This window comes from Pseudomonas sp. Ant30-3 (genome assembly GCF_000690905.1).
Classification (GTDB): domain Bacteria; phylum Pseudomonadota; class Gammaproteobacteria; order Pseudomonadales; family Pseudomonadaceae; genus Aquipseudomonas.
Genome location: NZ_JMCL01000094.1, coordinates 28,700 through 53,800 on the forward strand (window position 1 = coordinate 28,700; position 25,101 = coordinate 53,800).

29 protein-coding genes are annotated in these 25,101 nt (G+C 59.9%); 11 read left to right on the forward strand and 18 right to left on the reverse strand.

Features of this window, described 5'->3' with window-relative positions; all coding sequences use genetic code 11:
* Positions 1–22: 22 nt before the first annotated feature.
* Together DU29_RS0121645 and ppnN are read right to left on the reverse strand one after the other, a co-directional pair.
* On the reverse strand, positions 23–1,495 hold the full coding sequence (locus DU29_RS0121645) for a nucleobase:cation symporter-2 family protein (protein WP_028623576.1): 1,473 nt from the start codon (positions 1,493–1,495) through the stop codon (positions 23–25).
* Positions 1,496–1,652: 157 nt separating this feature from the next.
* Positions 1,653–3,026, reverse strand: coding sequence for a nucleotide 5'-monophosphate nucleosidase PpnN (gene ppnN, locus DU29_RS0121650; protein ID WP_028623577.1), 1,374 nt, complete (start codon positions 3,024–3,026; stop codon positions 1,653–1,655).
* A gap of 211 nt (positions 3,027–3,237) precedes the next feature.
* Here ppnN and DU29_RS0121655 point away from each other — a divergent pair, with 211 nt between their 5' ends.
* Positions 3,238–3,765 carry a DUF3087 family protein gene (locus DU29_RS0121655; protein ID WP_028623578.1) on the forward strand — a complete coding sequence of 176 codons (528 nt, stop codon included), beginning with the start codon at positions 3,238–3,240 and terminating at the stop codon, positions 3,763–3,765.
* A gap of 22 nt (positions 3,766–3,787) precedes the next feature.
* Here the strand turns inward: DU29_RS0121655 and DU29_RS0121660 are convergent, their stop codons facing one another.
* The 3 genes from DU29_RS0121660 to DU29_RS01000000130325 all read right to left on the reverse strand — a co-directional run bounded on the left by DU29_RS0121660 (position 3,788) and on the right by DU29_RS01000000130325 (position 5,507).
* Entirely contained in the window at positions 3,788–4,162 is a 375-nt protein-coding gene (locus tag DU29_RS0121660; protein ID WP_028623579.1) for a DUF2784 domain-containing protein, read from the reverse strand.
* Positions 4,163–4,277: 115 nt separating this feature from the next.
* Complete coding sequence (locus DU29_RS0121665; protein WP_028623580.1) at positions 4,278–4,550, reverse strand: hypothetical protein; 273 nt, start codon at positions 4,548–4,550, stop codon at positions 4,278–4,280.
* A gap of 237 nt (positions 4,551–4,787) precedes the next feature.
* Positions 4,788–5,507: an SOS response-associated peptidase gene (locus DU29_RS01000000130325; RefSeq protein ID WP_050483159.1), complete on the reverse strand. Its 720-nt coding sequence runs from the start codon at positions 5,505–5,507 to the stop codon at positions 4,788–4,790.
* Positions 5,508–5,723: 216 nt separating this feature from the next.
* Between DU29_RS01000000130325 and DU29_RS0121675 the strand changes: the two genes are divergently transcribed.
* On the forward strand, positions 5,724–6,053 hold the full coding sequence (locus DU29_RS0121675; protein ID WP_028623581.1) for a hypothetical protein: 330 nt from the start codon (positions 5,724–5,726) through the stop codon (positions 6,051–6,053).
* Positions 6,054–6,059: 6 nt separating this feature from the next.
* On the opposite strand, the gene DU29_RS0121680 is transcribed toward DU29_RS0121675, so the two are convergent.
* Positions 6,060–6,848, reverse strand: coding sequence for an alpha/beta hydrolase (locus DU29_RS0121680; protein ID WP_028623582.1), 789 nt, complete (start codon positions 6,846–6,848; stop codon positions 6,060–6,062).
* 88 nt (positions 6,849–6,936) lie between these two features.
* On the opposite strand from DU29_RS0121680, the gene DU29_RS0121685 reads away from it, so the two are divergent.
* Together DU29_RS0121685 and DU29_RS0121690 are read left to right on the forward strand one after the other, a co-directional pair.
* Positions 6,937–8,223, forward strand: coding sequence for an NTP/NDP exchange transporter (locus tag DU29_RS0121685; protein ID WP_028623583.1), 1,287 nt, complete (start codon positions 6,937–6,939; stop codon positions 8,221–8,223).
* Positions 8,210–9,154: an aldo/keto reductase gene (locus tag DU29_RS0121690; protein WP_028623584.1), complete on the forward strand. Its 945-nt coding sequence runs from the start codon at positions 8,210–8,212 to the stop codon at positions 9,152–9,154. The genes DU29_RS0121685 and DU29_RS0121690 overlap by 14 nt, the downstream gene beginning before the upstream one ends.
* Positions 9,155–9,166: 12 nt before the next feature.
* On the opposite strand, the gene yghX is transcribed toward DU29_RS0121690, so the two are convergent.
* Together yghX and DU29_RS0121700 are read right to left on the reverse strand one after the other, a co-directional pair.
* Positions 9,167–10,054 (reverse strand): YghX family hydrolase, encoded by an 888-nt coding sequence (gene yghX / locus DU29_RS0121695; RefSeq protein WP_028623585.1) that lies wholly within the window; start codon positions 10,052–10,054, stop codon positions 9,167–9,169.
* A gap of 77 nt (positions 10,055–10,131) precedes the next feature.
* Positions 10,132–11,895, reverse strand: a complete 1,764-nt coding sequence (locus tag DU29_RS0121700) for an L-lactate permease (RefSeq protein WP_028623586.1) — start codon at positions 11,893–11,895, stop codon at positions 10,132–10,134.
* 158 nt (positions 11,896–12,053) lie between these two features.
* Here DU29_RS0121700 and DU29_RS0121705 point away from each other — a divergent pair, with 158 nt between their 5' ends.
* Together DU29_RS0121705 and DU29_RS0121710 are read left to right on the forward strand one after the other, a co-directional pair.
* The gene (locus DU29_RS0121705) at positions 12,054–12,290 is read left to right on the forward strand and encodes a hypothetical protein (protein WP_028623587.1); all 237 of its coding nucleotides are present in this window, start codon (positions 12,054–12,056) and stop codon (positions 12,288–12,290) included.
* Between the two features lie 197 nt (positions 12,291–12,487).
* Entirely contained in the window at positions 12,488–12,868 is a 381-nt protein-coding gene (locus tag DU29_RS0121710; RefSeq protein ID WP_028623588.1) for a RidA family protein, read from the forward strand.
* A 17-nt stretch (positions 12,869–12,885) separates the two neighbouring features.
* Here DU29_RS0121710 and DU29_RS0121715 read toward each other — a convergent pair whose 3' ends face one another.
* The 3 genes from DU29_RS0121715 to DU29_RS0121725 all read right to left on the reverse strand — a co-directional run bounded on the left by DU29_RS0121715 (position 12,886) and on the right by DU29_RS0121725 (position 14,387).
* The gene (locus DU29_RS0121715; protein WP_236645640.1) at positions 12,886–13,371 is read right to left on the reverse strand and encodes a hypothetical protein; all 486 of its coding nucleotides are present in this window, start codon (positions 13,369–13,371) and stop codon (positions 12,886–12,888) included.
* Between the two features lie 93 nt (positions 13,372–13,464).
* A complete protein-coding gene (locus tag DU29_RS0121720; RefSeq protein WP_028623590.1) occupies positions 13,465–13,713 on the reverse strand; it encodes a DUF6555 family protein in 249 nt (82 codons plus the stop codon).
* Positions 13,714–13,829: 116 nt separating this feature from the next.
* Complete coding sequence (locus DU29_RS0121725; RefSeq protein WP_028623591.1) at positions 13,830–14,387, reverse strand: ATP-dependent Clp protease proteolytic subunit; 558 nt, start codon at positions 14,385–14,387, stop codon at positions 13,830–13,832.
* 401 nt (positions 14,388–14,788) lie between these two features.
* Between DU29_RS0121725 and DU29_RS0121730 the strand changes: the two genes are divergently transcribed.
* Positions 14,789–15,235 carry a cupin domain-containing protein gene (locus DU29_RS0121730; RefSeq protein WP_028623592.1) on the forward strand — a complete coding sequence of 149 codons (447 nt, stop codon included), beginning with the start codon at positions 14,789–14,791 and terminating at the stop codon, positions 15,233–15,235.
* A gap of 7 nt (positions 15,236–15,242) precedes the next feature.
* On the opposite strand, the gene DU29_RS0121735 is transcribed toward DU29_RS0121730, so the two are convergent.
* On the reverse strand, positions 15,243–16,667 hold the full coding sequence (locus DU29_RS0121735; protein WP_028623593.1) for an MFS transporter: 1,425 nt from the start codon (positions 16,665–16,667) through the stop codon (positions 15,243–15,245).
* A gap of 136 nt (positions 16,668–16,803) precedes the next feature.
* Between DU29_RS0121735 and DU29_RS0121740 the strand changes: the two genes are divergently transcribed.
* A complete protein-coding gene (locus DU29_RS0121740; protein WP_028623594.1) occupies positions 16,804–17,721 on the forward strand; it encodes a LysR family transcriptional regulator in 918 nt (305 codons plus the stop codon).
* On the opposite strand, the gene DU29_RS0121745 is transcribed toward DU29_RS0121740, so the two are convergent.
* Positions 17,691–17,927, reverse strand: a complete 237-nt coding sequence (locus DU29_RS0121745) for a hypothetical protein (RefSeq protein ID WP_028623595.1) — start codon at positions 17,925–17,927, stop codon at positions 17,691–17,693. The genes DU29_RS0121740 and DU29_RS0121745 overlap by 31 nt on opposite strands.
* Before the next feature lie 324 nt (positions 17,928–18,251).
* Between DU29_RS0121745 and DU29_RS0121750 the strand changes: the two genes are divergently transcribed.
* Positions 18,252–19,316, forward strand: coding sequence for a hypothetical protein (locus tag DU29_RS0121750; protein ID WP_028623596.1), 1,065 nt, complete (start codon positions 18,252–18,254; stop codon positions 19,314–19,316).
* Between the two features lie 19 nt (positions 19,317–19,335).
* Entirely contained in the window at positions 19,336–19,689 is a 354-nt protein-coding gene (locus DU29_RS0121755; RefSeq protein WP_028623597.1) for a DUF1428 domain-containing protein, read from the forward strand.
* 11 nt (positions 19,690–19,700) lie between these two features.
* On the opposite strand, the gene DU29_RS0121760 is transcribed toward DU29_RS0121755, so the two are convergent.
* Positions 19,701–19,895, reverse strand: coding sequence for a hypothetical protein (locus tag DU29_RS0121760; RefSeq protein WP_028623598.1), 195 nt, complete (start codon positions 19,893–19,895; stop codon positions 19,701–19,703).
* A 60-nt stretch (positions 19,896–19,955) separates the two neighbouring features.
* On the opposite strand from DU29_RS0121760, the gene thpR reads away from it, so the two are divergent.
* On the forward strand, positions 19,956–20,495 hold the full coding sequence (gene thpR, locus DU29_RS0121765; RefSeq protein ID WP_028623599.1) for an RNA 2',3'-cyclic phosphodiesterase: 540 nt from the start codon (positions 19,956–19,958) through the stop codon (positions 20,493–20,495).
* A 276-nt stretch (positions 20,496–20,771) separates the two neighbouring features.
* On the opposite strand, the gene DU29_RS0121770 is transcribed toward thpR, so the two are convergent.
* The 4 genes from DU29_RS0121770 to potA form a co-directional block, all read right to left on the reverse strand.
* Positions 20,772–21,869 (reverse strand): polyamine ABC transporter substrate-binding protein, encoded by a 1,098-nt coding sequence (locus DU29_RS0121770; RefSeq protein ID WP_028623600.1) that lies wholly within the window; start codon positions 21,867–21,869, stop codon positions 20,772–20,774.
* A 150-nt stretch (positions 21,870–22,019) separates the two neighbouring features.
* The gene (locus tag DU29_RS0121775; RefSeq protein ID WP_028623601.1) at positions 22,020–22,892 is read right to left on the reverse strand and encodes an ABC transporter permease subunit; all 873 of its coding nucleotides are present in this window, start codon (positions 22,890–22,892) and stop codon (positions 22,020–22,022) included.
* Complete coding sequence (locus tag DU29_RS0121780) at positions 22,889–23,770, reverse strand: ABC transporter permease subunit (RefSeq protein ID WP_161781302.1); 882 nt, start codon at positions 23,768–23,770, stop codon at positions 22,889–22,891. The genes DU29_RS0121775 and DU29_RS0121780 overlap by 4 nt, the downstream gene beginning before the upstream one ends.
* Positions 23,771–23,799: 29 nt before the next feature.
* Positions 23,800–24,942, reverse strand: coding sequence for a polyamine ABC transporter ATP-binding protein (gene potA, locus DU29_RS0121785; protein WP_028623603.1), 1,143 nt, complete (start codon positions 24,940–24,942; stop codon positions 23,800–23,802).
* Between the last annotated feature and the right edge of the window lie 159 nt (positions 24,943–25,101).

Sequence of the window (25,101 nt, forward strand, 5' to 3'; positions counted from 1 at the left end):
CAGGGCTCGGCCTCACGACTGCCTAGCGGTTCATCTGTCCGACCACCCCGGGCACTGCCGGTTCAGCCTTGCTTGTCATCTCGGGATTTTCCATCACCTGAAGAATCGACGTTTCCGGATCGAAATCATCTTCTTCAAGCTCGATGAATTCCTCCGGCAGGAAGATGTTCAGCACGATAGCGCACAACGCGCCGACGGTGATCGGCGATTCGAAGATGTTGTGCAGCGCCGTGGGCAGCTCGCGCAAAACCTCCGGCACCGCCGCGACGCCCAGGCCCAAACCGAGGGAAATGGCCACGATCAGCATGTTGCGTCGATGCAGCCCGGCCTCGGCGAGGATCTTGATACCCGCCACCGCGACCGTGCCGAACATCACCAGCTCGGCACCGCCCAGCACCGGTTTGGGCATCAGCTGCAGCACCGCGCCAATCATCGGGAACAGCCCCAGCAGCACCAGCAGCCCGGCAATGAAAAACGCCACGTAGCGGCTGGCAACGCCCGTCAGCTGGATCACCCCGTTGTTCTGCGCAAAGGTCACCATCGGCATGCTGTTGAACACCGCCGCCATCGCCGAGTTAAGCCCGTCGGCCAGCAGCCCGGACTTGATCCGGCGAATGTACAGCGGACCCTTGACCGGCTGCCGGGAGATCATCGAGTTGGCGGTGAGATCGCCCGCTGCTTCCAGTGGCGATACCAGAAAAATCACCGCGATCGGTATGAACGCCACCCAATCGAAATTGAACCCGTATTTGAACGGCACCGGGACGCTCATCAGCGGCACCTCAGGCATGCTCGCAAAATCCACGTGCCCCATGAACCACGCCACCGCATAACCGAGGGTCAGGCCGATCACGATTGCCCCGAGGCGCAGGAACGGCACATCGACCCGATTCAACACCACAATCGTCCCGAGCACCAACGCAGCCAGCGCCAAGTGACTGCCGGCGCCCAGGTCCGGCGCGCCGAAGCCGCCAGCAATATCGGTCATCGCGACTTTGATCAGCGACAACCCCATCAGTGTGATGATCGTGCCGGTGACCACCGGGGTGATCAACATCCGCAGTTTGCCGATGAACTGGCTCAGCAGCACCTCGATGAACGCGGCAAAAAAACACACGCCGAAGATCGTCGAGAGTATCTCCTCGGTGCCGCCACCTCGCGCCTTGACCATGAAGCCGGCGCTGAGGATCACGCTGATGAATGAAAAACTGGTGCCTTGCAGACAGAGCAAACCGGAGCCGACCGGGCCGAAGCGTTTTGCCTGGACGAAGGTGCCCAGGCCCGAGACGAACAGCGCCATGCTGATCAGGTAGGGGATCTCACTTTGCAGGCCGAGGGCGCTGCCCATTATCAGTGTGGGAGTGATGATGCCGACGAAACTGGCCAGCACATGTTGCAGCGCGGCGAACACCGTTGCGGTCAGATGAGGGCGGTCGTCGAGGCCATAAATGAGATCGTTGTTGCGCGGGGCGGGGGCTTTTTCAGAAGCGGTCATGATGATGTGCGTGCCTGCAGGCGGCCGGGTCAGAAAATGGACGCGCAGGATGCCAGAAAGCCCCTGTCCTAGCGAGCGATGAGCATTGCAATGTGAGGCTGCAAGGCAATGACCTGTGGCGAGCAGGTTGCCTGCCTCGCCACAGTCTTGAGCAGGTTTACGCGACCACTCGATAACACGGCACGTAGTCTGCGCCGCCGGGCAGTTTCATCCGGTGCTGAGCGACGAAGGCCTTCAGCAACTGATCGAGCGGTTGCATGATCGCCGCGTCGCCACGGATCTGATACGGACCGTGTTCTTCGATCAGGCGAATGCCCTTGTCCTTGACGTTGCCGGCGACGATGCCGGAGAACGCGCGCCGCAGGTTGGCGGCCAGTTCGTGGGCCGGCAGGTCGCGGCTCAGTTTCAGGTTGGCCATGTTTTCGTGCGTCGGGTCGAACGGACGCTGGAAGCCTTCGTCGATCTTCAGCAGCCAGTTGAAATGGAACGCGTCGTTGCGTTCGCGGCGGAACTGTTTCACCGCTTTCAGACCCTGGGTCATCTGCCGGGCCACTTCCGCCGGGTCGTTGATGATGATCTCGTAATGCTGCTTGGCCGCGTCCCCCAGCGTCGCGCCGACAAACGCGTCGAGCTGCTCCAGATACGGCGCGGCATGTTTCGGCCCGGTGAGGATCACGGGGAACGGCACGCCTTTGTTGTCCGGGTGCATCAGGATGCCGAGCAAGTACAGGAATTCTTCGGCAGTACCGGCGCCGCCTGGAAAGATGATGATGCCGTGACCGACGCGCACGAAGGCTTCCAGACGTTTTTCGATGTCCGGCAGAATCACCAGCTCGTTGACGATCGGGTTCGGCGCTTCTGCGGCGATGATGCCGGGTTCGGTCAGGCCGAGGTAACGTCCGCCGTGGATGCGCTGTTTGGCGTGGGCGATGGTCGCGCCCTTCATCGGGCCTTTCATCACGCCGGGGCCGCAACCGGTGCAGATGTCCAGACTGCGCAGGCCCAGTTCGTGGCCGACTTCCTTGGTGTATTTGTATTCTTCGGTATTGATCGAGTGCCCGCCCCAGCAGACCACGATTTTCGGCTCGATACCGGGACGCAAGGTGCGCGCATTGCGCAGCAGGTGGAATACGTAGTCGCTGATGCCCTGGGAAGTGCTCAGGTCGATGCGCTGGCTGTCGAGTTCATTCTCGGTATAGACGATGTCGCGCAGGGCGCTGAAGAGCATCTCGCGGGTACTGGCAATCATTTCGCCGTCGACGAATGCGTTGGCCGGAGCGTTCAGCAGTTCGAGGCGCACACCACGGTCCTGCTGGTGAATGCGGATTTCGAAGTCTTTGTAAGCTTCCAGAATGGTCTTGGCGTTATCAACATGGGCGCCGGTGTTGAGAATGGCCAGGGCGCACTGGCGGAAGAGGGTATAGGTGCTGCCGGATCCGGCTTCGCTCAGTTGTTGAACTTCGCGTTGAGAAAGGGTTTCCAGGCTGCCCTTGGGGCTGACGGAGGCGTTGATTACATGTCGTTGGGTCATTCAGTAATCCTTAAAACGATGTCACCCGCCGACGGCGCATGGCATCCGAATAGTGTGTATCCATGAAAGAAGATGGCACGAACTGAGCTGTATCGCCACGTTCCCCTTTGACGATGAAAAGATGTAAAGGAGCCCCAGCATAGCTAAATCTCCCACAGAGGCGATAATGCCCCGCAGTCTTTTTGCCGATCACGTGAGGAAACCCGACGCAATGTTCGATATCCAGCCGCAAAATCCCGAACTCTACCGCCGCCAGACGCGCCGCAGTACGGTCATCATCGCCCTGATTTTTCTGGCCCTGGCGATGACGCTGTCGACCGCGGCGGTCAGCCTGTTTGGCGAGCCGGGCGGCGATAATCTGCGCTTCAACGTCGGTGGTGTGTTTGTCGCGGTGTTGCTGATGGTCGCGCTGATGCGCAGCGTGTTCTGGGAACAGGAATGGATGGCGCCGGCGGTCTACGGCTGGCAGCTCAAGCGCAGCCTGATGAGTGTTACCAACGTCATGCATCAAGTGACAGCGGCGGTTGAGAGAGAAGATCCGAGCGCCATGAAGCTGCTGCGTTTTTATCATTTGGGGTTGAGCCAGATGCACGAACTGGATGGAAATTCCAGCGATCATGGCCAGTTGATACGGGAGATGGATCTGCATAAGGACAGGATGGAATCCTTGGGGCTGGACCCGAACCAGACCCGTTTGAACCCGGCCTGGATCGATGCCGTGAAGCAACCGGCGTCCTGATCAACTGATTGCTCGCTGAGTTTCAGTGTGAGCGTTGGGTCGTCCGGCGTTTGATCAGCGTGGCGTAAATCACCAGATTGATTCCCAACACCACTGCGCCCAAAACCCATTGAATACCGGGCGTCAGACCTGCCGGATAAATGATCGGCCAGACGTAATGGTCGATGAAACCGCCGCCATAACCAGTTTGCCCGGCGGCAAGGCGGGTGGAGTTTTCCCAGGTTGTCAGCGGGCAGGGCAGGTGCAGGACCTCAACACACACTCCCCACAGTGCTGCGGGCAGATGCAGCCAGATCAGCGGCCGCCAACTGAGCACCAGTAGCCCGCCGAACAGCACGAACAGAATGAACGCCAGATGGAACAGCACCAGGCCGTCGGCGGCGATTCGATAAAGCATGGCTGGGCTCCACGTTATGTTGCTGATGCGCGGAGTCTGGCGCGAACTTCTGGCCAGGTACAGGTCCGATTGTCCCCATCACTGACCATGGAAAATCAGCCCCGGCGAAACCGGATCAGTGATCATCCACCGGCAATTCATCCGGATGAGCCGCGCGGAAGCCTAGCGTTTTGTCGATCCACGCATTCAGTTCGTTGACCCGCACCGGTGGCTTGCCCGGATAGTCCTTGAGGGCCAGGCGCAGGCGGCTTTCAATTCCCGAAACTGATCGAAGATTGCGGGTCTTGATGTATTGCCCGATAAAGCAGTCAAGCTGTAAGCGTTCAGTCTTGGAAAGATGAACATACGGCAGACTGACGACGGGATTCGATGAAAAATCGTCGCGCAATTTAATACTCTTCAAGTCTTGGATGTATGGAGATTTCAGCATTTGCTGACTGATCGGTCAGCCAGATAACTCAATGGTTATGCGGCGCGCATGCTATCCGGAGTAACCCGTAATGTATGTAATACAATCTGGTTGTCTGACAAGCGGTGGAATATCAATCTGCCAGTGACCGCCAGACTGTCTCTGCCATGAGACAGTCCGTGTAACGGATAACGAAGCGAACGGTCTATACAGGTATCAATCTATGAGAGGTTTTTGGCGATACTGATCGGATCCAATCGCTTCCTCGATCAGCGATGCATCTTTGTTTCTGACATTGCCAACAGCTTTACTGACCCTGTACCACTCGAACGCGTCGCTGCTTTCCCCCTGTAATAGAGCCATTTGCTCGGCACGTTCGCGTGGCGTGGCAGGGTCCAGCCATTCCCGCGCCAGTTCCGGGGAAAACACCACCGGCCGACGATCGTGGATGTCGAGCATGCCGCCGGCGCTGTCTGCCGTGATGATCACAAAACCGTCATCGTCCCGCGACGGCTCATCTCGTTGGGGAAACTGGCCGATGGCGGCGCAAAATACCGGCGCGCGATCACGGCGGCGGATCAACCACGGCTGACGGGTAGAATCGCCAGGCTCTGTAACCCATTCAAACCAGCTGTCGACCGGCACGATTGCCCTGCGTGACCAGATCGCCCGAAAAAAAGGACCGTAGGCGACTTTTTCGACCCGCGCATTGATGGGTGCCGCACGGTCTTTCGCCCAATGCGGGCGCCATCCCCAGCGCACTTTGTCCGCCGTCAGGCCGTTGTCTGCCTGATGCAGCAATGCCAGCTGATCGGTAGGCGCGGCGTTGTAGCGGGCCAACGGCTCGTCGCCGACGTGATTGATCAACGCATCGGGAATGCTCAGCACCGCGACAAAGTCATGGATGCCGCGGTATTGGGTCAGTCTTCCGCACATGGGGGTGATCTCTGGCCAAACGTTTTGATTAATCATCTTGAGTCAGAGCGCGGCCCGCAAGTTCGCTCTCCTTGACAACTTGACCGCACTCCGTCCCTCTGCGAACGCCGCGAGTCATTCGTCAAATAACCAGTGAATAAGGCATTTTGCTGGCCCCTCGGTGACCTGCACCTCGGCAAAATCGCTTCATTTTCAGCCGGTTAGGGCAGGGTTTAAATGCGGATTGTATGGATCACACTGGTTTCCCTCGGCCTGACAGGCATCGCTGTCTCCGCGTCCGCCAAAGAGCTCAAGGACAACGACCGCTACATGTGCAGTTGGGGCGCGGGTACGGCGGCAAGGGCGCAGGAGCTCAAACTCGCAGGCGTGTCGTTGTATGCCGCCCGGCAGAAACTTCAAACGTACAAATTCAACAAGCCGTGGATGCGCATGATGGCCATGGGCATTACCGAGCAAACTTACGACAGCTCGTCGCGCCTCAAGCCGGCAGCGTTGCGCAAGAGTTTTTATGACGATTGCCTGCGCTACAAATTGGCGCGCAAGTGATCGCGCCTACAGACCTTCCGCCAACAGCTTGAAATAGCCGGGGCTGTCCGATAGCGAATTGTGCCCCGCACCCGGTATGACCTTTAACGTTGCCACCCCGGGGGCGAAATGCTCGAGCAGCGCTTCAGTGCTGGCGCGCGGGATGACCTCGTCATTTTCAGCCATCACCAGCAGCGTCGGCACGTTGATATGAGCGGCGTATTTGAACGATTCAAACGTGTCCTTCAATAACCACTTCACCGGAAAAATCGGGTACTGGCGCACCGCGAGGTCTTTCAGGCTGTTGTAAGGCGTGATCAGCACCAGACGCGTCGCCGGACGGTGGCTTGCCAGGCGCACCGCGACGCCGGAGCCGAGGCTGCGGCCCATCACGGTAATCTGTGGATGTTCGCCGTAAACGCTGTCGAACAGGGTCATCGCATCGCGCTGGATCGCTTCCTCCGAGGGCGAGCCGGTACTGCCGCCAAACCCCCGATAGTGCATCAGGTACAACGCATGTTCGGGAAACGCCTGGCTGAACTCCGGCAGGTTACTCGAGACATCCTCGGCATTGCCGCCAAAATAAATCAGCGCTTTGGGTCCCGCGTGGGGTCTCACACTCACCAGCACTTGCGCGTCGGCGACCGCCAGCGTCATCAGGGTCTCGGCACCACCGACAGTACGCGGTTGCGGGAAATAGATCAGCGAGCGTTGAAACACGAACAGCGCCGCGCAGAGCGCCAGGTACAAGAGAACGGCGATGGCGAGGATGGTCATCAATGTTCGCGGCATTCGGCTAACGTTAGGGGTCGGCATTGATTGCTCTTGGCCGTAGTGTGCAGGTGCTTGAGCGCTGCCAGAGTGTAGTTGAACCCAGGCAAGTGGGCTGAAGAGGAGGGCACCGATGCCCATCGCCGCCAAATGGCTGAATGTCCTGCCCAGCGAAAGGGCCGCGCTGATCCTCGGCTTCGCCTTTCATTTCTGCGTGCTCGCCAGCTATTACCTGGTGCGGCCGTTACGCGATGCTCTGGGCCTGGAAGGCGGCGCCGGTCAGCTGCAATGGCTGTTCACTGCGACATTCGTAGTGATGCTGCTGATGGTGCCGGTGTTCGGTGCCCTCGCTTCGCGCCTGCCGGCCACGCGTTTTGTGCCGCTGATTTATCGTGCGATTGCCTTGTCGATGTTGCTCTTCGGTGGATTGATTGCCAACCACGTCGCACCGGTCGCGGTCGGGCGGGTTTTTTTCGTCTGGATCAGCATTTACAACCTGTTCATCGTGTCGATTTTCTGGAGCGTGCTGGTCGACCGTTTCTCCAGTGAGCAGGGGCGGCGGCTGTTTGGTTTCATTGCGGCGGGCGGCACCCTTGGCACGTTCATCGGGCCGCTATTGGCGGCGACCATGGCCACGCGACTCGGGCCGGTGGCGCTTACGGTCGGGGCAGCGCTGCTGCTGGAAATGGCGGTGCGCTGCTTTCGTGCCTTATTGTCGCGCACGGCCTCGCAAAGCGGCCGTTCGTCGCTGGATGACCGGCGCATGGGCGGAGGCATGTTGGCCGGAATCACCCTGATATTGCGCTCGCGCTACCTGCTGGGGCTGGTGCTGTTCATGCTGTTGCACACCAGCGCGGCGACATTGTTGTACTTCGAACAGGGACGAATTGTCGCCGACAGCTATTCTGATGTGGCCAGCAGGACGCAATTCTTCGCCCTGGTCGATTTGACCGTGTCGGCGCTGACCCTGATCTTCCAGCTGCTGCTGACCGCACCCCTGATTCGCCTGATCGGCATCGGCGGTGCACTGGCCATGTTGCCGCTGGCGACCATTGTGGCGTTTACGGCGATGGCCATGGCGCCGGTGCCGGCCACGGTGGCCTTGTCGCAAGGGCTGCGCCGCGCCGTCGAATTCGCGATCGTGCGACCGGCCCGCGAGGTGCTCTGGACGGTGGTCACCCGCGAGGAAAAGTACAAGGCCAAGAATGTCATCGAGACGCTGGTCTATCGCGGCGGCGACGCGGCCAGTGGCTGGTTGTCCGTCGGTTTGACGACAGTGGGGGCGGGGTTCGGGCTGGTCGCGCTGGTGATCGTACCGATTGCCGGATTGTGGGGCGTTTTATGCGCCTGGCTGGCCAGGCAGCAGGCGCACAAGGCGCAGCGCAACGAAGCGGAGGAACACGGCCATGAGCCGCACTGAAGGTTTCACACGTCGCAAATTACTCACGCTGGCTGCCGGTGCTTCGGCGGTCCTCACCTTTGATCGGGCCTTTGCGACTACTGCGCCATCGAAGGACACAGGAGGCAAGACCATGCTGACCCGCGCCATTCCTTCCACCTCCGAACCATTGCCGCTTGTCGGTCTGGGCACGTATCGCGGCTTTGACGTCGCGCCCTCCGACGCCGCTTACAAGAATTTGCCCGCAGTGCTCAGTGCACTGTTCGCAAAAGGTGGAACGGTGATCGACAGCTCACCCATGTACGGTCGCGCCGAGCAGACCACTGGCGAGCTGCTGTCGATCCATGAACCCCGTTCGCCGGCGTTTCTGGCGACCAAGGTGTGGACTCGCGGGCGCGAGGAAGGCATTGCGCAGATGGAAGAATCCTTCCGGTTGCTGCAGACCGACCGTATCGACCTGATGCAGATCCATAATCTGCTGGACTGGAAAACCCACCTGCCGACGCTGCGCAAATGGAAGGAAGAAGGGCGCATTCGCTACATCGGCATCACCCACTACACGGCGTCGGCCTACGATGAAGTGGAGGCGGTGCTGAAGGCCGAGCCGCTGGATTTTCTGCAGATCAACTACGCGCTGGATGACCGAGGCGTGGAAAAACGCATCCTGCCGCTGTGCCGGGAGCGCGGTGTGGCGGTGATGTGCAATCGGCCGTTCGGCGGCGGCGGATTGCTCGCCCGCTTGAAAGACAAACCGCTGCCCGGCTGGGCGTCACAGGTGCAGGTCAACAGCTGGCCGCAATTGGCGCTGAAGTTCCTGCTGGCGCATTCGGCGGTCACCTGCGTGATCCCCGGCACCGGCAATCCGCGTTACATGGCGGACAATGCCGGTGCGGGGTTCGGCCCGATGTTGACCGGTGCACAGCGCGAGCAATTGATTGATCTGGTGGGTTAAAAACAGTTTGCGTCAGACCAGATAGCGGCGAAACCAACCCAGCGTCCTGTCCCAGGCGAGCTGGGCAGCGGCTTCGTCGTAACGCGGTGTGGAATCGTTGTGAAAGCCGTGGTTGGCCCCCGGGTAGATCCAGGTTTCGTACGTCTTGCCGCCCGCTTTCAGCGCCTGTTCGTAGGCTGGCCAGCCTTCGTTGATGCGCGTGTCCAGCTCGCCGTAATGAATCATCACCGGCGCTTTGATTCGCGGAACATCCTTGGCCTCTGGCTGCCGGCCGTAGAAGGACACGGCGGCCCCCAGCTCCGGAAACGCCACAGCCGCCGCGTTGGCTACACCGCCGCCGTAACAGAAACCGGTGATGCCGACCTTGCCTGTGGTTGCGTCGTGCTGCATCAGCCACTCGATGGCGGCGAAAAAATCATTCATCAGTTTCTCGGGGTTAACGGTCGCCTGCAGCTCGCGACCCTTGTCATCGTTGCCCGGATAACCGCCCACAGACGTCAGGCCATCTGGCGCGAGCGCGATGAACCCGGCTTTGGCCACCCGCCGCGCAACGTCCTCGATGTACGGATTGAGCCCGCGATTTTCGTGAACTACTACCACGGCGGGCACTTTGCCGCTGGCCTTGGCCGGACGCACCAGATAGCCACGGACCTGGCCGTTTCCCTTCGGCGAGGGATAGGTGATGTATTCGGCGATGATGTCCGGGTCGGTGAATGCCACCTGCTCGGCCAGCGCGTAATTCGGGCTCAACGAGGCGAGCAACGCCCCGGCGGTCAATCCACCGAATGTGAATAGCGCGGCGCGATCGAGAAACTCTCGCCGATTGATTTTGCCATGCGCGTAATAGTCATAAAGCTCCAGCAGTTGCGGGGCGAAGTCTTTGGCGGTCAGTCGATTCATCTGTTCAATTCCTCCAGAAGGTAGCGGCGCCAGGTTCGCTCGCGATGGGCAAACCTGGCTCCCGTGGATAAATCGCGTCAGCGCCCGCCGACGACCATGCTGCTGAACGGCTCCACGTAGGCCTGCAACGTCACCAGCCCGCCGACCAGAATGGCCAGGACGATCGAGTGGAAGAACACGTAGCGCAGGATTTCCCCTTCATGGCCATACCAGCGCGTGGCGGTCGAGGCCACCACGATCGACTGCGCGTCGACCATTTTGCCCATGACCCCACCGGAGCTGTTGGCAGCGGCCATCAGTACCGGGCTGAGACCGAGCTGCTCGGCGGTGACGCGTTGCAGGCCGCCGAACAGCACGTTGGAAGCCGTGTCCGAGCCGGTCAGGGCGACGCCGAGCCAGCCCAGCAGCGTGCCGAACATCGGGTAGAAAATCCCCGTGGCGGCGAACGCCAGTCCCATCGTCGCGTCGAGTCCCGAGTAGCGCGTGAGAAAGCCGAGGGCGAGCATCGCGACGATGGTGATCAGCGAATACCGCACCACCCATATCGTTCGCACGTACTGCTTGATCAGCTGCGGAATGGAGTAGCCCATCAGCAGGCCGCCGAGAATGGCCGACAGGAGAATGCCGCTGCCGGTGGCGGTGAGCCAGTTGAAGCGATACACCGCGTCTTCGGTTTTGGCCGTCGGCACTACCGGCGGTACTTTTTCGATCTGCTGGTGAATAGTCGAGAAGGTGATGGTCGGTGCGAACACCGGGTTGGCTTCGCGCATCGGCTTGCCTTGCGGATCCAGCCTGGCTGAGTTGGTCACCGGGTCGATGGCCGGGCGGGTGTCGAAAATGTTCTTGAAACTCTGAGTGCCCCAGGCGAACACGAAGATGGTCAGGATGATCCACGGCATCCACGCACGCATCACCGCCGAACGGTTCTCGCTGTTGAAGCTGGAGGTCGCCGTCGGTTTGACGTCGTGCTCTTCAGCGATTTTGGAGTTGTCGACTCGCCCCGACAGCGCGGCCGAGGTGTGGATGGTGGCCGGCTTCCAGACCTTGATGAAGCCGGTCAGGCAGGCCATCGAGATCAGTGCCGCGATCACGTCAACCAGTTGCGGCCCGTGGTAGTTGGACACGATGAATTGCGGGACGGCGAAGCTGACCCCGGCCACCAGAATCGCCGGCCAGATTTCCAGCATCTTGCGCCAGCCGGCGAATGCCCAGATCAGCCAGAACGGCACGATCACCGAGAAAAACGGCAGTTGCCGACCGACCATCATCGACAGCTCCATTTCATCCAGCCCGGTCACTTTGGCCAGGGTGATGATCGGCGTGCCCAAGGCACCGAACGCGACGGGTGCGGTGTTGGCGATCAACGCGAGGCCGGAAGCGGCCAGCGGCGAAAAGCCGAGGCCGATGAGGATGGCCCCGGTCACTGCCACCGGCGTGCCGAACCCGGCAGCACCTTCGAAGAACGCGCCGAAGCAGAAGGCAATCAGCAGCAGCTGCAATCGTCGGTCGTCGGTGATGCGCGCGAGGGAATCCTGCAGCACCTTGAACGATCCATTCTCGGTGGTCAGCCGGTGCAGGAAAATGATGTTGAGGACGATCCAGCCGATCGGCAGCAGACCGTTGGCGGCGCCGTACAGCGCGGCGGAACCGGCCATGTCGGCAGGCATGTCGAACGCGAAAATAGCAATGAGCAAGGCTGAACCCAATGCCATCAAGGCTGCAAGGTGCGCTTTGACATGGAAAAACGCCAGGGCCGCCAGCATCACCACAACCGGCACGGCGGCCATGATGGTTGAAAACACCGGGCTATTGAACGGATCGTAGATTTGCTGCCAAACCATGTTCCACCTCTGCTTTTATTGTTGGTAATGCAGACCCCGGAGGGGACGGTGGCTTGTAGTATAGGTGGCATTACGACGCTGTCAGGCCGGCGTTTCTATCGGCTTGAGTGAGCGATTTTGGTGCGTGAAGATGGCTCAACCACGATGAGGATGCAGTGATGACTGAACGGCATTTGCTTCACACGGAAACGCTTTCCAATGGATGCGAGATCAAGGTCAAGGCCGAGATTCTGAGGGATGGTTCGTTGGGGATGTTTATCGGGGTGTACTTGCCCAATGGCACGGCGGTCGAGGAAAACGACCATCCAAAGCTGCATTTCCTCGACATGGAAGGGGCGATGGAGTGGGGTGTCGGGGAGGCCAGGAAGATCGGCAACAGTCAACAGACGTTATAGGGTCCGATAATCCTTGTAAGCCGGAGACCAGCACCGGCCACCTACTGATTCCCAACGCCCGCCTCGTGCGGGCTTTGTCGTTCAGGCCGATTGATCGTTGCTCTTGAAGGCAAACTGCAGGTTTCAAACGGCCGCCTGAACAACCTGCCAACGAGCCTGTAAACTGCACCACTTATCTCCACAAACAAGAGCACCTCATGGCGAACCAAGACATCTCCTTCCTGCCCGACCCAGACGCAGATTCCATCTCTTCCGACGTTGCCGGTTTTGCCGGGCTGCTGGTTTCCACGCAGATTCCGACCCGTGCTGACGGCAGTCTTGAATTGGGCGGAATTGTCGAACAGAGCGAGTGCACGCTGCAGGCGTTGAAAGTGGCGCTTGAACGTGCGGGCAGCTCGATGGATCGGGTGCTGCATCTGACCATCTACCTGACCGACATGGCTGATCGCGCCGCGTTCAATGAAGTCTACAAGCGCTTTTTCGCGAAACCCTGGCCGGTGCGCGCCGCAGTTGGCGTAGCGGCGTTGGCAGTTGAGGGCATGCGTGTGGAAGTGACGGCAATGGCTGCGAAAGGCTGAAGCCGGCGATCAGCGTATCAGGTGCAACTGACGCTGACGGCTTTGGCGGCGCGCAGCAATTGCTGCTTTACATCGACCGGTATGCGCTGTTTTTTCAGGCGCTGCTCGAGGAAGATCTGGTCGCCGCGGGTGTCCACTTCCGCGTCGATCACGGCGTTTTTGGCTTCGATTGACGCCGCGTGCGCCTCGATGGCCCGGTCAACTTCTGCTTCATTGGTGGCGGCATCGAGTGCGCGGATCAGCGCCGCCACTTCGTCCTCTTCCGCCTTGGCATAATCGTCAACCGTCAGCCCGGCCGCGAGCGCACGCGCCTGGACTTCCACACCTTTGAGGGTTTGCTTGGCTTCGCCACACAGCGATTGCTGCGTCCGGGTGCCAACCGCCTCCCAGTAAAAGAGCCCATAAGTGGTCGTGGCGATCAATGCCACAACGATGGACGCAGCCAGAATCCGCTTCACGGCGACGCTCTCGAATGCCTGGCGGGTGACTCTTCGCTCGAACATTGTGTTGCCTCTGCCAACGAACTAAAAGCGTAGCACTGGAATCGGTTTAACCCCGATTCCAGTGCTCGTGCAAGCACTATGCGGACCGGCTGATCAAACCTCGGTCCATTCAATGGTCTCGGATTCGCGCCATTTCACCTCCGTAATGCCATAACGCTCGGCCTGCGGCTTCGATAGAGTCTTCAGCGGCCGCCGCCCCGGTTTGGGAATCGGCGCAATGCCAGCGTCACAACTCGCCCAATGCCACGCATCCGCGTTTTGCATCATTTGCGCGCGGATGATGAAGGATTTGGCCTTGCCATGAAGGTTGTATTCGATGATGTACAGTCCCGTGCGATTCATAAGGCCCCCCTTAATGCTCTTAAGCAAATGAGTGGGCCCGTCAATAAAAATTCAAAAGAATTGCGCAGTGATTTTTAGCTCTTGATTTGCAATGGGTTTGCTTGAGTTGCGTTGATCTATCCGCCGCTGACCGTCCAGTGTTTTACGCCCTCGTCGAAGACCATCTGCTTGATCTCGTAAGCGATCCCATATGCCAGGGAGTCTTCGGCGGCGATGACTTTTTCCTCGGCAGACAGGCAGTGGAAAATATCCAGTTTGGTCTCGGCGTGGGCGGTTTCCAGGGAGAAAATCTGCACGTAGCGCGCCAGGTCGTTATCCAGGCTGGACAGGTATTCGCGCAGGCGTTGGTGATCCACGGATTTCTGATTGAAATACCAGTTCATCGGGTGAATCAGAAAACGTGAGTGCGGCGAGGTGATGCGGTGCCCTGCGGCGAGAAACATGATCATGCCCATCGATTCGATATTGCCGGCATTCACCGCGCAGAGCGGCACCGGCAACGACTTCAGAAACGTGTACAGGGTGAAACCGAAGTTGGTGCTGCCACCCGTGGTGGACAAGTTGAGCATCAGCGAGGTGGCCCCCTGATTCAGGGCTTCAAGGCAGCAATCACGGAATCGCTCAGTCGTGCCCTGATCGATCTGGCAATGGAAGTGGACGATGTGTTCGCTCATCGGCTTGTCCTGCTCTCTGGAGGGCCGGTTCAGCCCTTGTGCTTGATTTAAGGATTGACCGGTTTCAGAAAAAATCAAAGTCGCTGCGCAGACGCGTTCGTGTAGCAGCTGCCGAGCCTGCGAGGCTGCGTTCGGCTACGCAGCAGTCGTCAGTTCCGGAAACAAGGTTTTCCTGACCCACCGCATAGGTCTGTTTTACGACTGCTGCGCAGCCGGACGCAGCCTCGCAGGCTCGGCAGCTGCTACAGGGGCCTGCGGGAAAACGGGGATTTGTATCGCCACGTATCGCCGGCGTACGGAGCCATGTTCGCTTACAAAACCACGACATTGGCGACACGAGCGCGATACACGGCACCTGCTTAATCGGGCCACCACAAACGGTATCAACCCGGAGAAAAACCATGTCACTGATCAAATCCCGTCACCCAGGTCGTCTTTACGCGTTCGCCCTGGCCACCGTAGCTGCACTCGCCAGCTACTCGGGCGTTTCCCAAGCTGCCGACCCTGTGCCGGCAAAAAGCTGGCAGGCCGGGCTGCATCGCACTGATTTGCTGCGCCAGGACCTTGATGTTTCCGGGCGTGAAGTGATCCAGGTTCGCGTCGACTTCGAGCCAGGTGTTGCCTCGCCCAATCATTCTCACCCTGGCGTGGAAGTCGCTTACGTGATCGACGGGACGTTCGAATATCAACTCGAGGGGCAGCCGCCGGTGACGCTGAAAGCGGGGGATTCGCTGTACATACCGGCGGGCACCGCGCACATCGCCAAGAATGTCGGCACGGGCAACGCATCGGAACTGGCCACCTACATCGTCAAAAAGGGTGAGCCGCTGGTGGTGATCAAGCCATAAACGAGCGTCAGGGACGGTTTCGCCGCGCAACCAGTGGGTGGATGGTCAGTGCAATCATGATCGCCAAAGCCATCAATCCTGTGGCGACGGCGAAGGTGATGCGCATCCCGTGGGCTATGGCTGCGGGTGGCGCCGTGCTGATATCTGCCACGCCGGTGGCGAACACGAACACGGCGCCCAGCGCGGCCGCACCAGTGATCAAGCCGAGGTTGCGCGACAGATTCAGCAAACCCGAAATAACGCCGCGCTGGTCGGCTGCGACGTCAGCCATTAGCGCGGTACTGTTGGCGGTCTGAAAAGCACCATAACCGAGCGTCAGTAGCATGATCGATGCAACGTAACCAGCCATGCCCAGCGTCTGCGGCAATATTGACAACGCGAGGCCGCCGATCGCCATCGCGATCAACCCGGCGAGGGTCATTGGGCGGGCACCGAAACGGTCGGCCATCCGCCCGGCGGGCACACCCGTCAGCGCCGCCACCACCGGCCCGACTGCGAGAACCATCCCGATGGTCACGGCGTCAAGCCTCAGTGCATGCGCGAGATAAAACGGCCCGACCACCAGCGTCGTCATCATGACGCTCATCACCAACGCACTCATGATCAGGCCGCCGCTCAGCAGCGGGTCCCGAAACAGGCTCAACTGAATCAGTGGCGAGGCAGCGCGCGACTCGATGAGCACAAACAGCCCGACGCCGGCGACACTTGCTACCAGCAAAGCAGCATTCACCACTCCGAACTGACCCTGTCCCAGCGTCACCGACAATGCGTATGCCGCCAGCGTCAGGGCCAGCACCAGCGTACCGGGTGCGTCGAAGCGTGGCGGCGATGTGTCGGTTTTGTTGCGGTCGGCTGGCAGATAGCAATGACCGAGCAGCCACGTCATCAGGCCCAGCGGCACAGTGATCAGGAAGAGTGTGCGCCAGCCAAAACCCTCAATCAGCAATCCGCCGAGGGACGGCCCCATGGCCGTGCCAATCGCTGACATCGTCCCCAGCAAGCCCATGGCGCTGCCGGTTTTATCCTTCGCGACCGTCTCGCTGACCATTGCCAGGGTCAGCGCCATCATGATGGCTGCGCCGAGCCCCTGCAGCGCCCGGGCAGCGATCAGTATGTCCAGAGTCGGTGCAATGCCGCACAGGCCCGACGCCAGAGTAAACAGCGCGATTCCGATGAGCAGCAGACGCCGACGACCGATCCGGTCGCCGAGCCGCCCGGCACTGACAATGAGTGTGGTGATGGCCAGCAGGTAGGCGATGACGATCCACTGCACCTGCTGAAAACTGGCGCCGAACGCCTGTGCCAGAGTGGGCAGCCCGACGTTCGCGATGCTGGTGCCGAGTGACGACAACAGCATTGATAGCGACAGGCAAAGCAGTGCCCAGCGCCCGGATGATGTCCGTTGACCGCTAACGGCAATGGTCGATTTCACGTTATATCCCTCGATTTCGTTAGCGCCTGCAGCGACGCTGTTCGAAATCTACGCCGAGGCCTAACATGGCGGAAGGCGCACGGGTTGCACTTTATACATGCGCGTCACGCCCTATGACCTTGCCGCAGAGCGATGCCTGTCGATGCCTGATCTGAATTTGCTGGTGACCCTGGATGTGCTGCTCGCCGAAGGTAGCGTCGCGCGCGCGGCCAAGCGATTGCAGCTCAGCCCCTCGGCTATGAGCCGGGCGCTGGCGCGTCTGCGTGAAACCACCGGCGACCCGCTGCTGGTGCGCGCCGGACGTGGCCTGGTGGCGACACCGCGCGCGCTGGAACTGCGCGAACGCGTCAGTCAATTGGTGGAGGATGCGCAAGGGCTGCTGAGACCGGTGCAAGCGCCTGATCTCGCGCAACTGAGCCGTACGTTCACGCTGCGTATTCGCGAAGGCTTCGTCGAGAACTTCGGTGCGGCACTGCTCGCGCGCATCGCCGAGCAGGCACCGGGCGTGCGCCTGCGTTTCGTCGACAAAACAGACAAGGACAGCACGGCGTTGCGCGACGGCAGTGTCGATCTGGAAACCGGTGTAGTGGGGAAGTCGGCCGGACCCGAGTTACGCACGCAAGGCTTGTTTGGGGATCGCTTTGTGGGTGTGGTGCGCGTCGGCCATCCGCTGTGCGAAGGCGACATTTGCGCCGCACGATATGCGTCCGGTAAACATGTCAGCGTGTCGCGGCGCGGGCTCGACAGCGGGCCGATCGATGCAGCGCTGGCGGCGGTTGGGTTGCAACGGCAGATCGCCACGTTTGTCGGTGGTTTCTCCACTGCGCTGGCCCTCGCGCGCAGTACCGATCTGATCGCCACTGTTCCCGAGCGCCATACAACTAACCTGCGAGAGGGACTGTTCAGCTTTGAATGTCCGGTGACGCTGCCGACGTTCACGGTCGCGATGCTGTGGCATCCGCGCATGGACGCCGATCCGGTACACCGCTGGTTACGCGGTTGCTTGCGAGAGGTGTGCGCGGATTATGAGAACCACGTGGCACGGGCGAGGTGATCTTCGAGCACGTCGTTCAAAAAACGGAACTGATCGTTTAGCCCTACCACTTCATTGCTAAAATGATTGGCGGCGGCGGGCATCAGCACATCATCGAACGCCTCGTCGAACAGCAGTTCGAAAGTCTTGCGCGAGACGTGCGTCTGCGCGTAGTAGTTGCGGCCAAACACCGGAAAACTCACGGCAAGGGTCACGGCGACAATCATGATGGGCACTCCTCGGTCAGCACGTACCAGGAAAATACGCTGAGGGTAAAGGCTGTCAGGGCCAGGCAAGTGAGTAGGTGGATAATCATGATTCGCCCCTCCGATGCGGGGTTTTGCGTTGGGTTGAGAGTGATCCTACGCTGACGGTTATTGGGCGGAAGGCATTCGTCGCGATGGTGAATATCGACGGCAGTGATGGTCGGGCTTTGATGGCGAGGGGGCTTGCAAGAGCATCATCAAACCCAAGTCCGCCACCTATACTCAAATCAAGCCTTAACCCCCCGAACATCCCGTTCCCCGGGGAACCTGCAGGAAATCACGATCTTGAACCTGCGTTCGCTGATCGTTGCTGTGCTGCTGATATTGGCCGGGTGCGCCACGCCTGAGCGCGCGCCGGTATCCGCGCCGCCGGTAGTGGTGTCCCGCAGCACATGGCAGCAAGTCGACCGCGAGATAGTTGCCGCGTCGCGCTCGGCCACCGAACAAAGCAAGATCTACGCGCGCGGGGCCATGGACTACTGGCGCACGCGGGTCTATCAACTGACCGAAGAAAATTTCATCCCCTGGTTCAGCAGCTACTGGACCCAGGAATGGCTGTCGATGAAAGTTAGTTGGTACGCCATCAGCGGCTCGGACGAGCAGAATCATTCAGAGAAACGGCTGGCCGCATATCTGCTGGAGCAATACCAGCGGCGAGTGCTGGCACCGGTCGCACTGGAAATCGATCCCGATCAGATTCTTGGCCTGGCCACAGCGTTTTACGTCGACATTCTCCAGGAAGAATTGCAGCGCATCTCCCAGCGTCACGGCGTGCCGATGGCCCAGCTCAACGGCCGCATCCAGAAGATTCCGGCCATTGCCCTGGGACCGCCTGCAGCACGCAACGCTTCGCTGTACCAGGTGGTGCGCACGCAGCCGCTGAATACGTTGCCGGCTTACGCGGCGTTGATCGACAAGATTCACAAGGCCGGCGGTGACAGGGGCGTGGATTCGACCGACACCGCCATGGCACCAGTCGCCAAGCGCGCCAGCAAGCGGATCGAAGCCGAGATGGCCCCGCGTGGGGCGGCCAGTGCCGTGGCCGCCGTGGCCGGGAAATTGGCTGGGGCGCTGATTTCTGTAGGCGTGGCGGGCGTCAGGGCGGTGATTCAGGCCAATGACCGGCCCGACAGTGAGGCGCTGATTCGCAGCAGCCTGGGCAACACCTTCGACAAGGCGTGGATCAAACTGGTGCAGAATCCGACCACCGGCGTGATGGCGGGGACGCTGTACCTGGCGGCGCAAATCGAGGGCAATCTGGCCAGCAGTCTGCAACCGTCGGTCGGTCTCGAAGCCGGCACGGTCGAATGGAGCCCTGGGCAATCGACTAACCCGCAGATTGGCCCCTAACTCACGCAGGAGAATGACCATGTCATACGTCGACGGTTTTGTGCTTGCCGTGCCCACCGCCAGCCGCGAGCAATTCCGCCAGCACGCCGCCACCGCCGCGCCGGTGTTCATCGAGTGCGGTGCGCTCAGCGTCGCCGAGTGCTGGGGCGATGACGTCCCGGATGGCAAAGTGACGTCGTTCCCAATGGCGGTGAAGCTCAAGGACGATGAAACCGTGGTGTTTTCCTGGATCATCTGGCCCGACAAAGCCACGCGCGACGCCGGCATGGATAAAGTCATGAAGGATCCGCGGCTGCAGGCCGACATGAATGCGATGCCGTTCGACGGTCAGCGCATGATCTTTGGCGGTTTCGAGGTGATCGTCGAAGCCTGACTCGTACCGGATCACTCCGACACCGGGGTGATCCGGCAACTTTTGCGCTGCTGGATTTCCCGGTCTGACGGCCGCTCCCGGATAAACTCGAAACGCGGCTCACCTTCGCTATAGTGAACCAGCCAGCCCCATTCCAGCTCGGACTCAGCCTGACCAGCCTGTGGCGGCGCGGCCCACCAGGGTTCTTTGCTGATGATCTGTCGCATGGCGTCCTCCCGTTGAATCGGTTGGGTCAACTATAACGTGCCTACAAGGAGCTGCCAGGCGTGAGCGACGAAGCCCATGAGCCGGTCAAACGGCTGTTTTTTGCCCTGAGCTGCCCGGCCGAGCAACGCCGGGCCATTGCGCAGTGGCGTAACGCGCTGGAGCTGCGGATCGGGCGCCCGGTGCCGACGGAAAATTTTCATCTGACGTTGCTGTTTCTCGGCGCCGTAGGTGCGGCGCAGATTGCTGAGATTTGCACGGCAGCAGGCAAGGTTCGTGTGCCAGGGGTGGCGTTGCGGGTGGCGCTGGATCGTCTGGATGTCTGGCGCGGGGCAGGGGTGCTGGTGCTGGCGCCGGAACAGGCGCCGCTGGAGTTGCTGCGGCTGGTGTATGCGCTGGAACAGGCGATGTTACCGTTTGGGCTGGAAGAAACGGTGAAGGAATTCCGACCGCACCTGACGCTGATGCGCGAATTCCGCGCACCGGTGCCGGAGTCCGCCACGCCGCCGGAGTTTTTCCTGCGTGCTGATCGCTTTGCGCTTTTCGAATCGCACAAGGGCCGCTACCGGGCGTTGGCCGAATGGCCGTTGGTTGCGCCATAAAAAAAGGCGCCCGAGGAGGGCGCCGAATTCACCTGAACCGAGGAAGCCAGGTGAGGCCGTTCTATAGAGAGGTGCAGCGGTGGTAAGGCGCTGCGTGAACGGAAACGGTTGAATGGTGGGTGGCCAGTGATGGGTTCTTCGCTGGAATACCGCCATCGCGAGCAAGCTCGGCTCCCACAGGTATTGGGGTCGCCCACAGTTCTGCGTTTCAACACAATCACTATGGGAGCGAGGATTGCCCCGGGCGGTGTTCCAACGAAGCGTCGGATTAAGCGCCTACTTCCCGAGCTTCACCCGAGTCCAGCCGCGCGTCATCACCCGCTGCACACCGATCGGCATGTCGGGAATCGCATACAAGGTCGCTATCACCGCTTGCGTCGGATATGAGCCCGGATCATTGCGAATCGCGTCATCCACCAACGGTGTCGCCGCCGCGTTGGCGTTGCTGTAGCCGATGTTGTTGGTGATCTCGGCGATGATCTCCGGACGCATCAGGAAATTCATGAACAGGTAGGCATTGTCGACATTCGCCGCATCCTTGGGGATCGCCACCATGTCGTAGAAACTGCCGGCGCCTTCTTTCGGAATGCTGTAATCGATCTGCACCTTGCCGCCGGCTTCCTGGGCGCGGGCCTTGGCTTGCAGGACATCACCGGAATAACCGACCGCCACACAGATGTTGCCGTTGGCCAGATCGGAGATGTATTTCGACGAATGGAAATAAGCCACCGACGGCCGAATCTTCATGAACAACGCTTCCGCTTCGGCGATCTGCGTCTTGTCCTTGGAGTTAACCGGGTAACCCAGATAGTGCAGGGCGGCCGGCAGCATCTCGGTTGGCGAATCGAGAAAACTGATCCCGCAGGCCTTCAGTTTTTCCGCATTTTCCGGTTTAAACAGCAGGTCCCAGGAATTGACCGGTGCGTTGGCGCCGAGCACTTCCTTGACCTTCTGCGGATTAAAACCGATGCCAATCGACCCCCACATGTACGGGAACGCGTGCGCGTTATCCGGGTCGCTGGCCGCAGCGTTTTTAAGCAGCACCGGGTTGAGGTTTTTCCAGTTCGACAGTTTCGATTTGTCCAGTTCCTGATACACGCCAGCCTTGATCTGTTTGGCGAGGAAACTGTTCGATGGAACCACGATGTCGTAGCCGGATTTGCCCGCCAGCAGGCGCGCTTCAAGGGTTTCGTTACTGTCGAATACATCGTAGGTCACGCGAATGCCGGTTTCGTCTTCAAACTTTTTGACGGTGTCCGGGGCGATGTAATCCGACCAGTTGTAGACGCGCAGAACCTTGTCATTGGCCTGGGCGCCGGTGGCTATCGCGCCCAGTAAGGACAGTGTCAGCAGAGTTCTGCCAAACATTTTCATCGGTACAACTCCAATTCTTATTCAAATCACAAAACACATCTGATCGACTCACCCCACTTTTGTAGGAGCTGTCGAGTGAAACGAGGCTGCGATCTTTTGATCTTGAAAAGCAAAGTCAAAAGATCGCAGCGTGCCGCAGCTCCTACAGGGTCAGGCAGTGGCGGCTGGTTGCGGCTGCCACGATTCACTGGCGGTCTGGTCCATCGCTTCCTGGATCGCTCGCTTGCGATTGGCTTCGGCGCGGCGGCTGAAATACCAGACCAGGAAAGTCACCAGCGACACCGCCAACAGAATCAGACTCGCCACAGCATTGATCTCAGGCTTCACCCCCAGACGCACCGCCGAGAACACCTCCATCGGCAAGGTCGTCGAGCCCGGTCCCGAGACGAAACTCGCCAGCACCAGGTCATCCAGCGACAGCGCAAACGACATCATGCCGCCGGCCGCCAGAGACGGCGCGATCATCGGAATGGTGATCAGGAAAAACACCTTGAACGGCTTCGCTCCGAGGTCCATGGCCGCTTCTTCGATGGACAGGTCCAGTTCACGCAGACGCGCAGAAACAACCACCGCCACATAGGCCGCGCAAAACGTCGTGTGCGCAATCCAGATGGTCACAATGCCTCGCTCCATCGGCCAGCCGATCAGTTGCGCCATCGCCACAAACAACAGCAACAGCGACAGACCGGTAATCACCTCCGGCATCACCAGCGGCGCCGTGACCAGACCGCCAAACAGCGTGCGGCCCTTGAAGCGCGTCACGCGGGTTAGCACGAACGCGGCCAGCGTGCCCAGCGCCACCGCCGCGATGGCGGTGTAGCAGGCAATTTCCAGCGAGCGCAGCACCGAGCCCATCAGTTGCGTGTTGTCGAGCAGACCGACGTACCACTTCAGCGACCAGCCGCCCCACACCGTGACCAGTTTCGAGGCGTTGAACGAGTAGATCACCAGAATCAACATCGGCAGGTAGATGAACGACAGGCCGAAAATCAGCATGAACTTTGAAAATCCGAAGCGTTTCATCCCCGACCCTCCATCTCTTTGGCCTGGCTACGGTTGAACAACAGGATCGGCACAATCAGGATCAACAGCATCACCACAGCCAGCGCGGAGGCCACCGGCCAGTCGCGGTTGTTGAAGAATTCCTGCCACAGCACGCGACCGATCATCAAGGTCTCGGGGCCGCCCAACAGTTCCGGAATCACGAACTCGCCCACCACTGGAATGAACACCAGCATGCAGCCGGCGATGATGCCGTTCTTGGCCAGCGGCACGGTGATTTTCCAGAAGTTGTTGAAGTTGCTCGAACCCAGGTCAGATGCGGCTTCCAGCAGGCTGCCGTCGTGCTTGACGAGGTTGGCGTACAGCGGCAACACCATGAATGGCAGGTACGCGTACACCACGCCGATATACACCGCAATATTGGTGTTGAGGATTTCAATGGGGTGGTCGGTCAACCCGGTCCACATCAAAAAGCCGTTGAGCAAACCGTTGTTGCTGAGGATGCCCATCCACGCATACACGCGGATCAGGATGGCGGTCCAGGTCGGCATCATAATCAGCAGCAGCAAAACGTTTTGCGTTTCCTTCTTTGCTTTGGTGATGGCGTAGGCCATCGGAAAGCCGATCCCCAGGCACATCAGCGTGCTGAAGAAAGCCACTTTCAGCGAACCGAAATACGCCGAGATGTACAGCTCGTCTTCAGTCAGCAACAAGTAGTTGCCGACGTTCAACAGAAGCTGAAATTTCTGCTCGGCGAAGGTGTAGATCTCGGAGTACGGCGGGATCGCCAGCGCCGCTTCCGAGAAGCTGATTTTCATCACCAGAAAAAACGGCAACATGAAAAACAGGAACAGCCACAGGAAAGGGATTCCGATGACGAGCTTGCGACCACTCGGCATCAGCCGCAGGAACTGCTGATTGAGTGTTTTCATGAGCGCAGTACCACGCCGCTGTCGTCTTCCCACCACACGTAGACGTTGTCGTCCCAGGTCGGACGTGCGCCACGGCGTTCGGCGTTGGCCATGAACGACTGGACGATTTTGCCGCTCGGCAGCTTCACGTAGAACACCGAGTGGCCGCCAAGGTAGGCGATGTCGTGCACCTTGCCTTGCGACCAGTTGTAGCGGAACTCGGGCTGAGTGGTGCTGACGAGCATTTTTTCCGGGCGGATGGCGTAGGTGATCGACTTGTCCTGTACCGAGGTGCTGACGCCATGACCGACGTAAATCTTCTGTTCCAGATCGGGGCTGTGAATGATCGCGTGGCCTTCGAGGTCTTCCACCACGGTGCCATCGAACGCGTTCACGTTGCCGATGAATTCGCAGACCATGCGGCTGACCGGCGCTTCGTAAATATCGACCGGGCTGCCGATCTGCGCGATCCAGCCCAGGTGCATGATCGCGATGCGCTGAGCCATGGTCATGGCTTCTTCCTGGTCGTGCGTCACCATCACGCAGGTCACGCCGACGCGCTCGATGATCTCCACCAGCTCCAGTTGCATCTGCGAGCGCAGCTTTTTATCCAGCGCGCCCATCGGTTCGTCCAGCAACAACAGCTTCGGACGTTTGGCCAGCGAACGGGCGAGGGCGACGCGCTGACGCTGACCACCGGAGAGTTGATGCGGTTTGCGTTTGGCGTATTGGGTCATGTGCACAAGGCGCAGCATCTCTTCGACGCGGGCGTCGATTTCGCTGGCCGGCAGACGGTCCTGCTTGAGGCCGAAAGCGATGTTTTGGGCGACCGTCATGTGCGGGAACAGGGCGTAGGACTGAAACATCATGTTGATCGGGCGTTCGTACGGCGGCATGTCGGTGATGTCGACACCGTCGAGGAAAATTCGCCCGTCGGTGGGGCGTTCGAAGCCTGCGAGCATGCGCAGCAAGGTTGATTTGCCCGAACCGGAACCGCCGAGCAGGGCGAAGATTTCCCCTTGATGGATCTCAAGCGAGACGTCGTCGACTGCGCAGGTTTCGTCAAACTTCTTGGTGACGCGATCGACTTTCAACAAGACCTTTTTCGCGGCTTGCTGACCTTCAAGAGCCTTCCTGTGAATGCTGGAGGCGTTTGCCATGTGAAACTCCCAACAGGTTTCAGTCGTCGGGCCAACGCGGCCTGACTTAAGAGTGGATTGCAAGCCCGGGGCGGGTCCCTTGTAGGAGCTGGCGAAGCCTGCGATCTTTTAAATGTTCAAAAGCAAGATCAAAAGATCGCAGGCTTCGCCAGCTGCTAC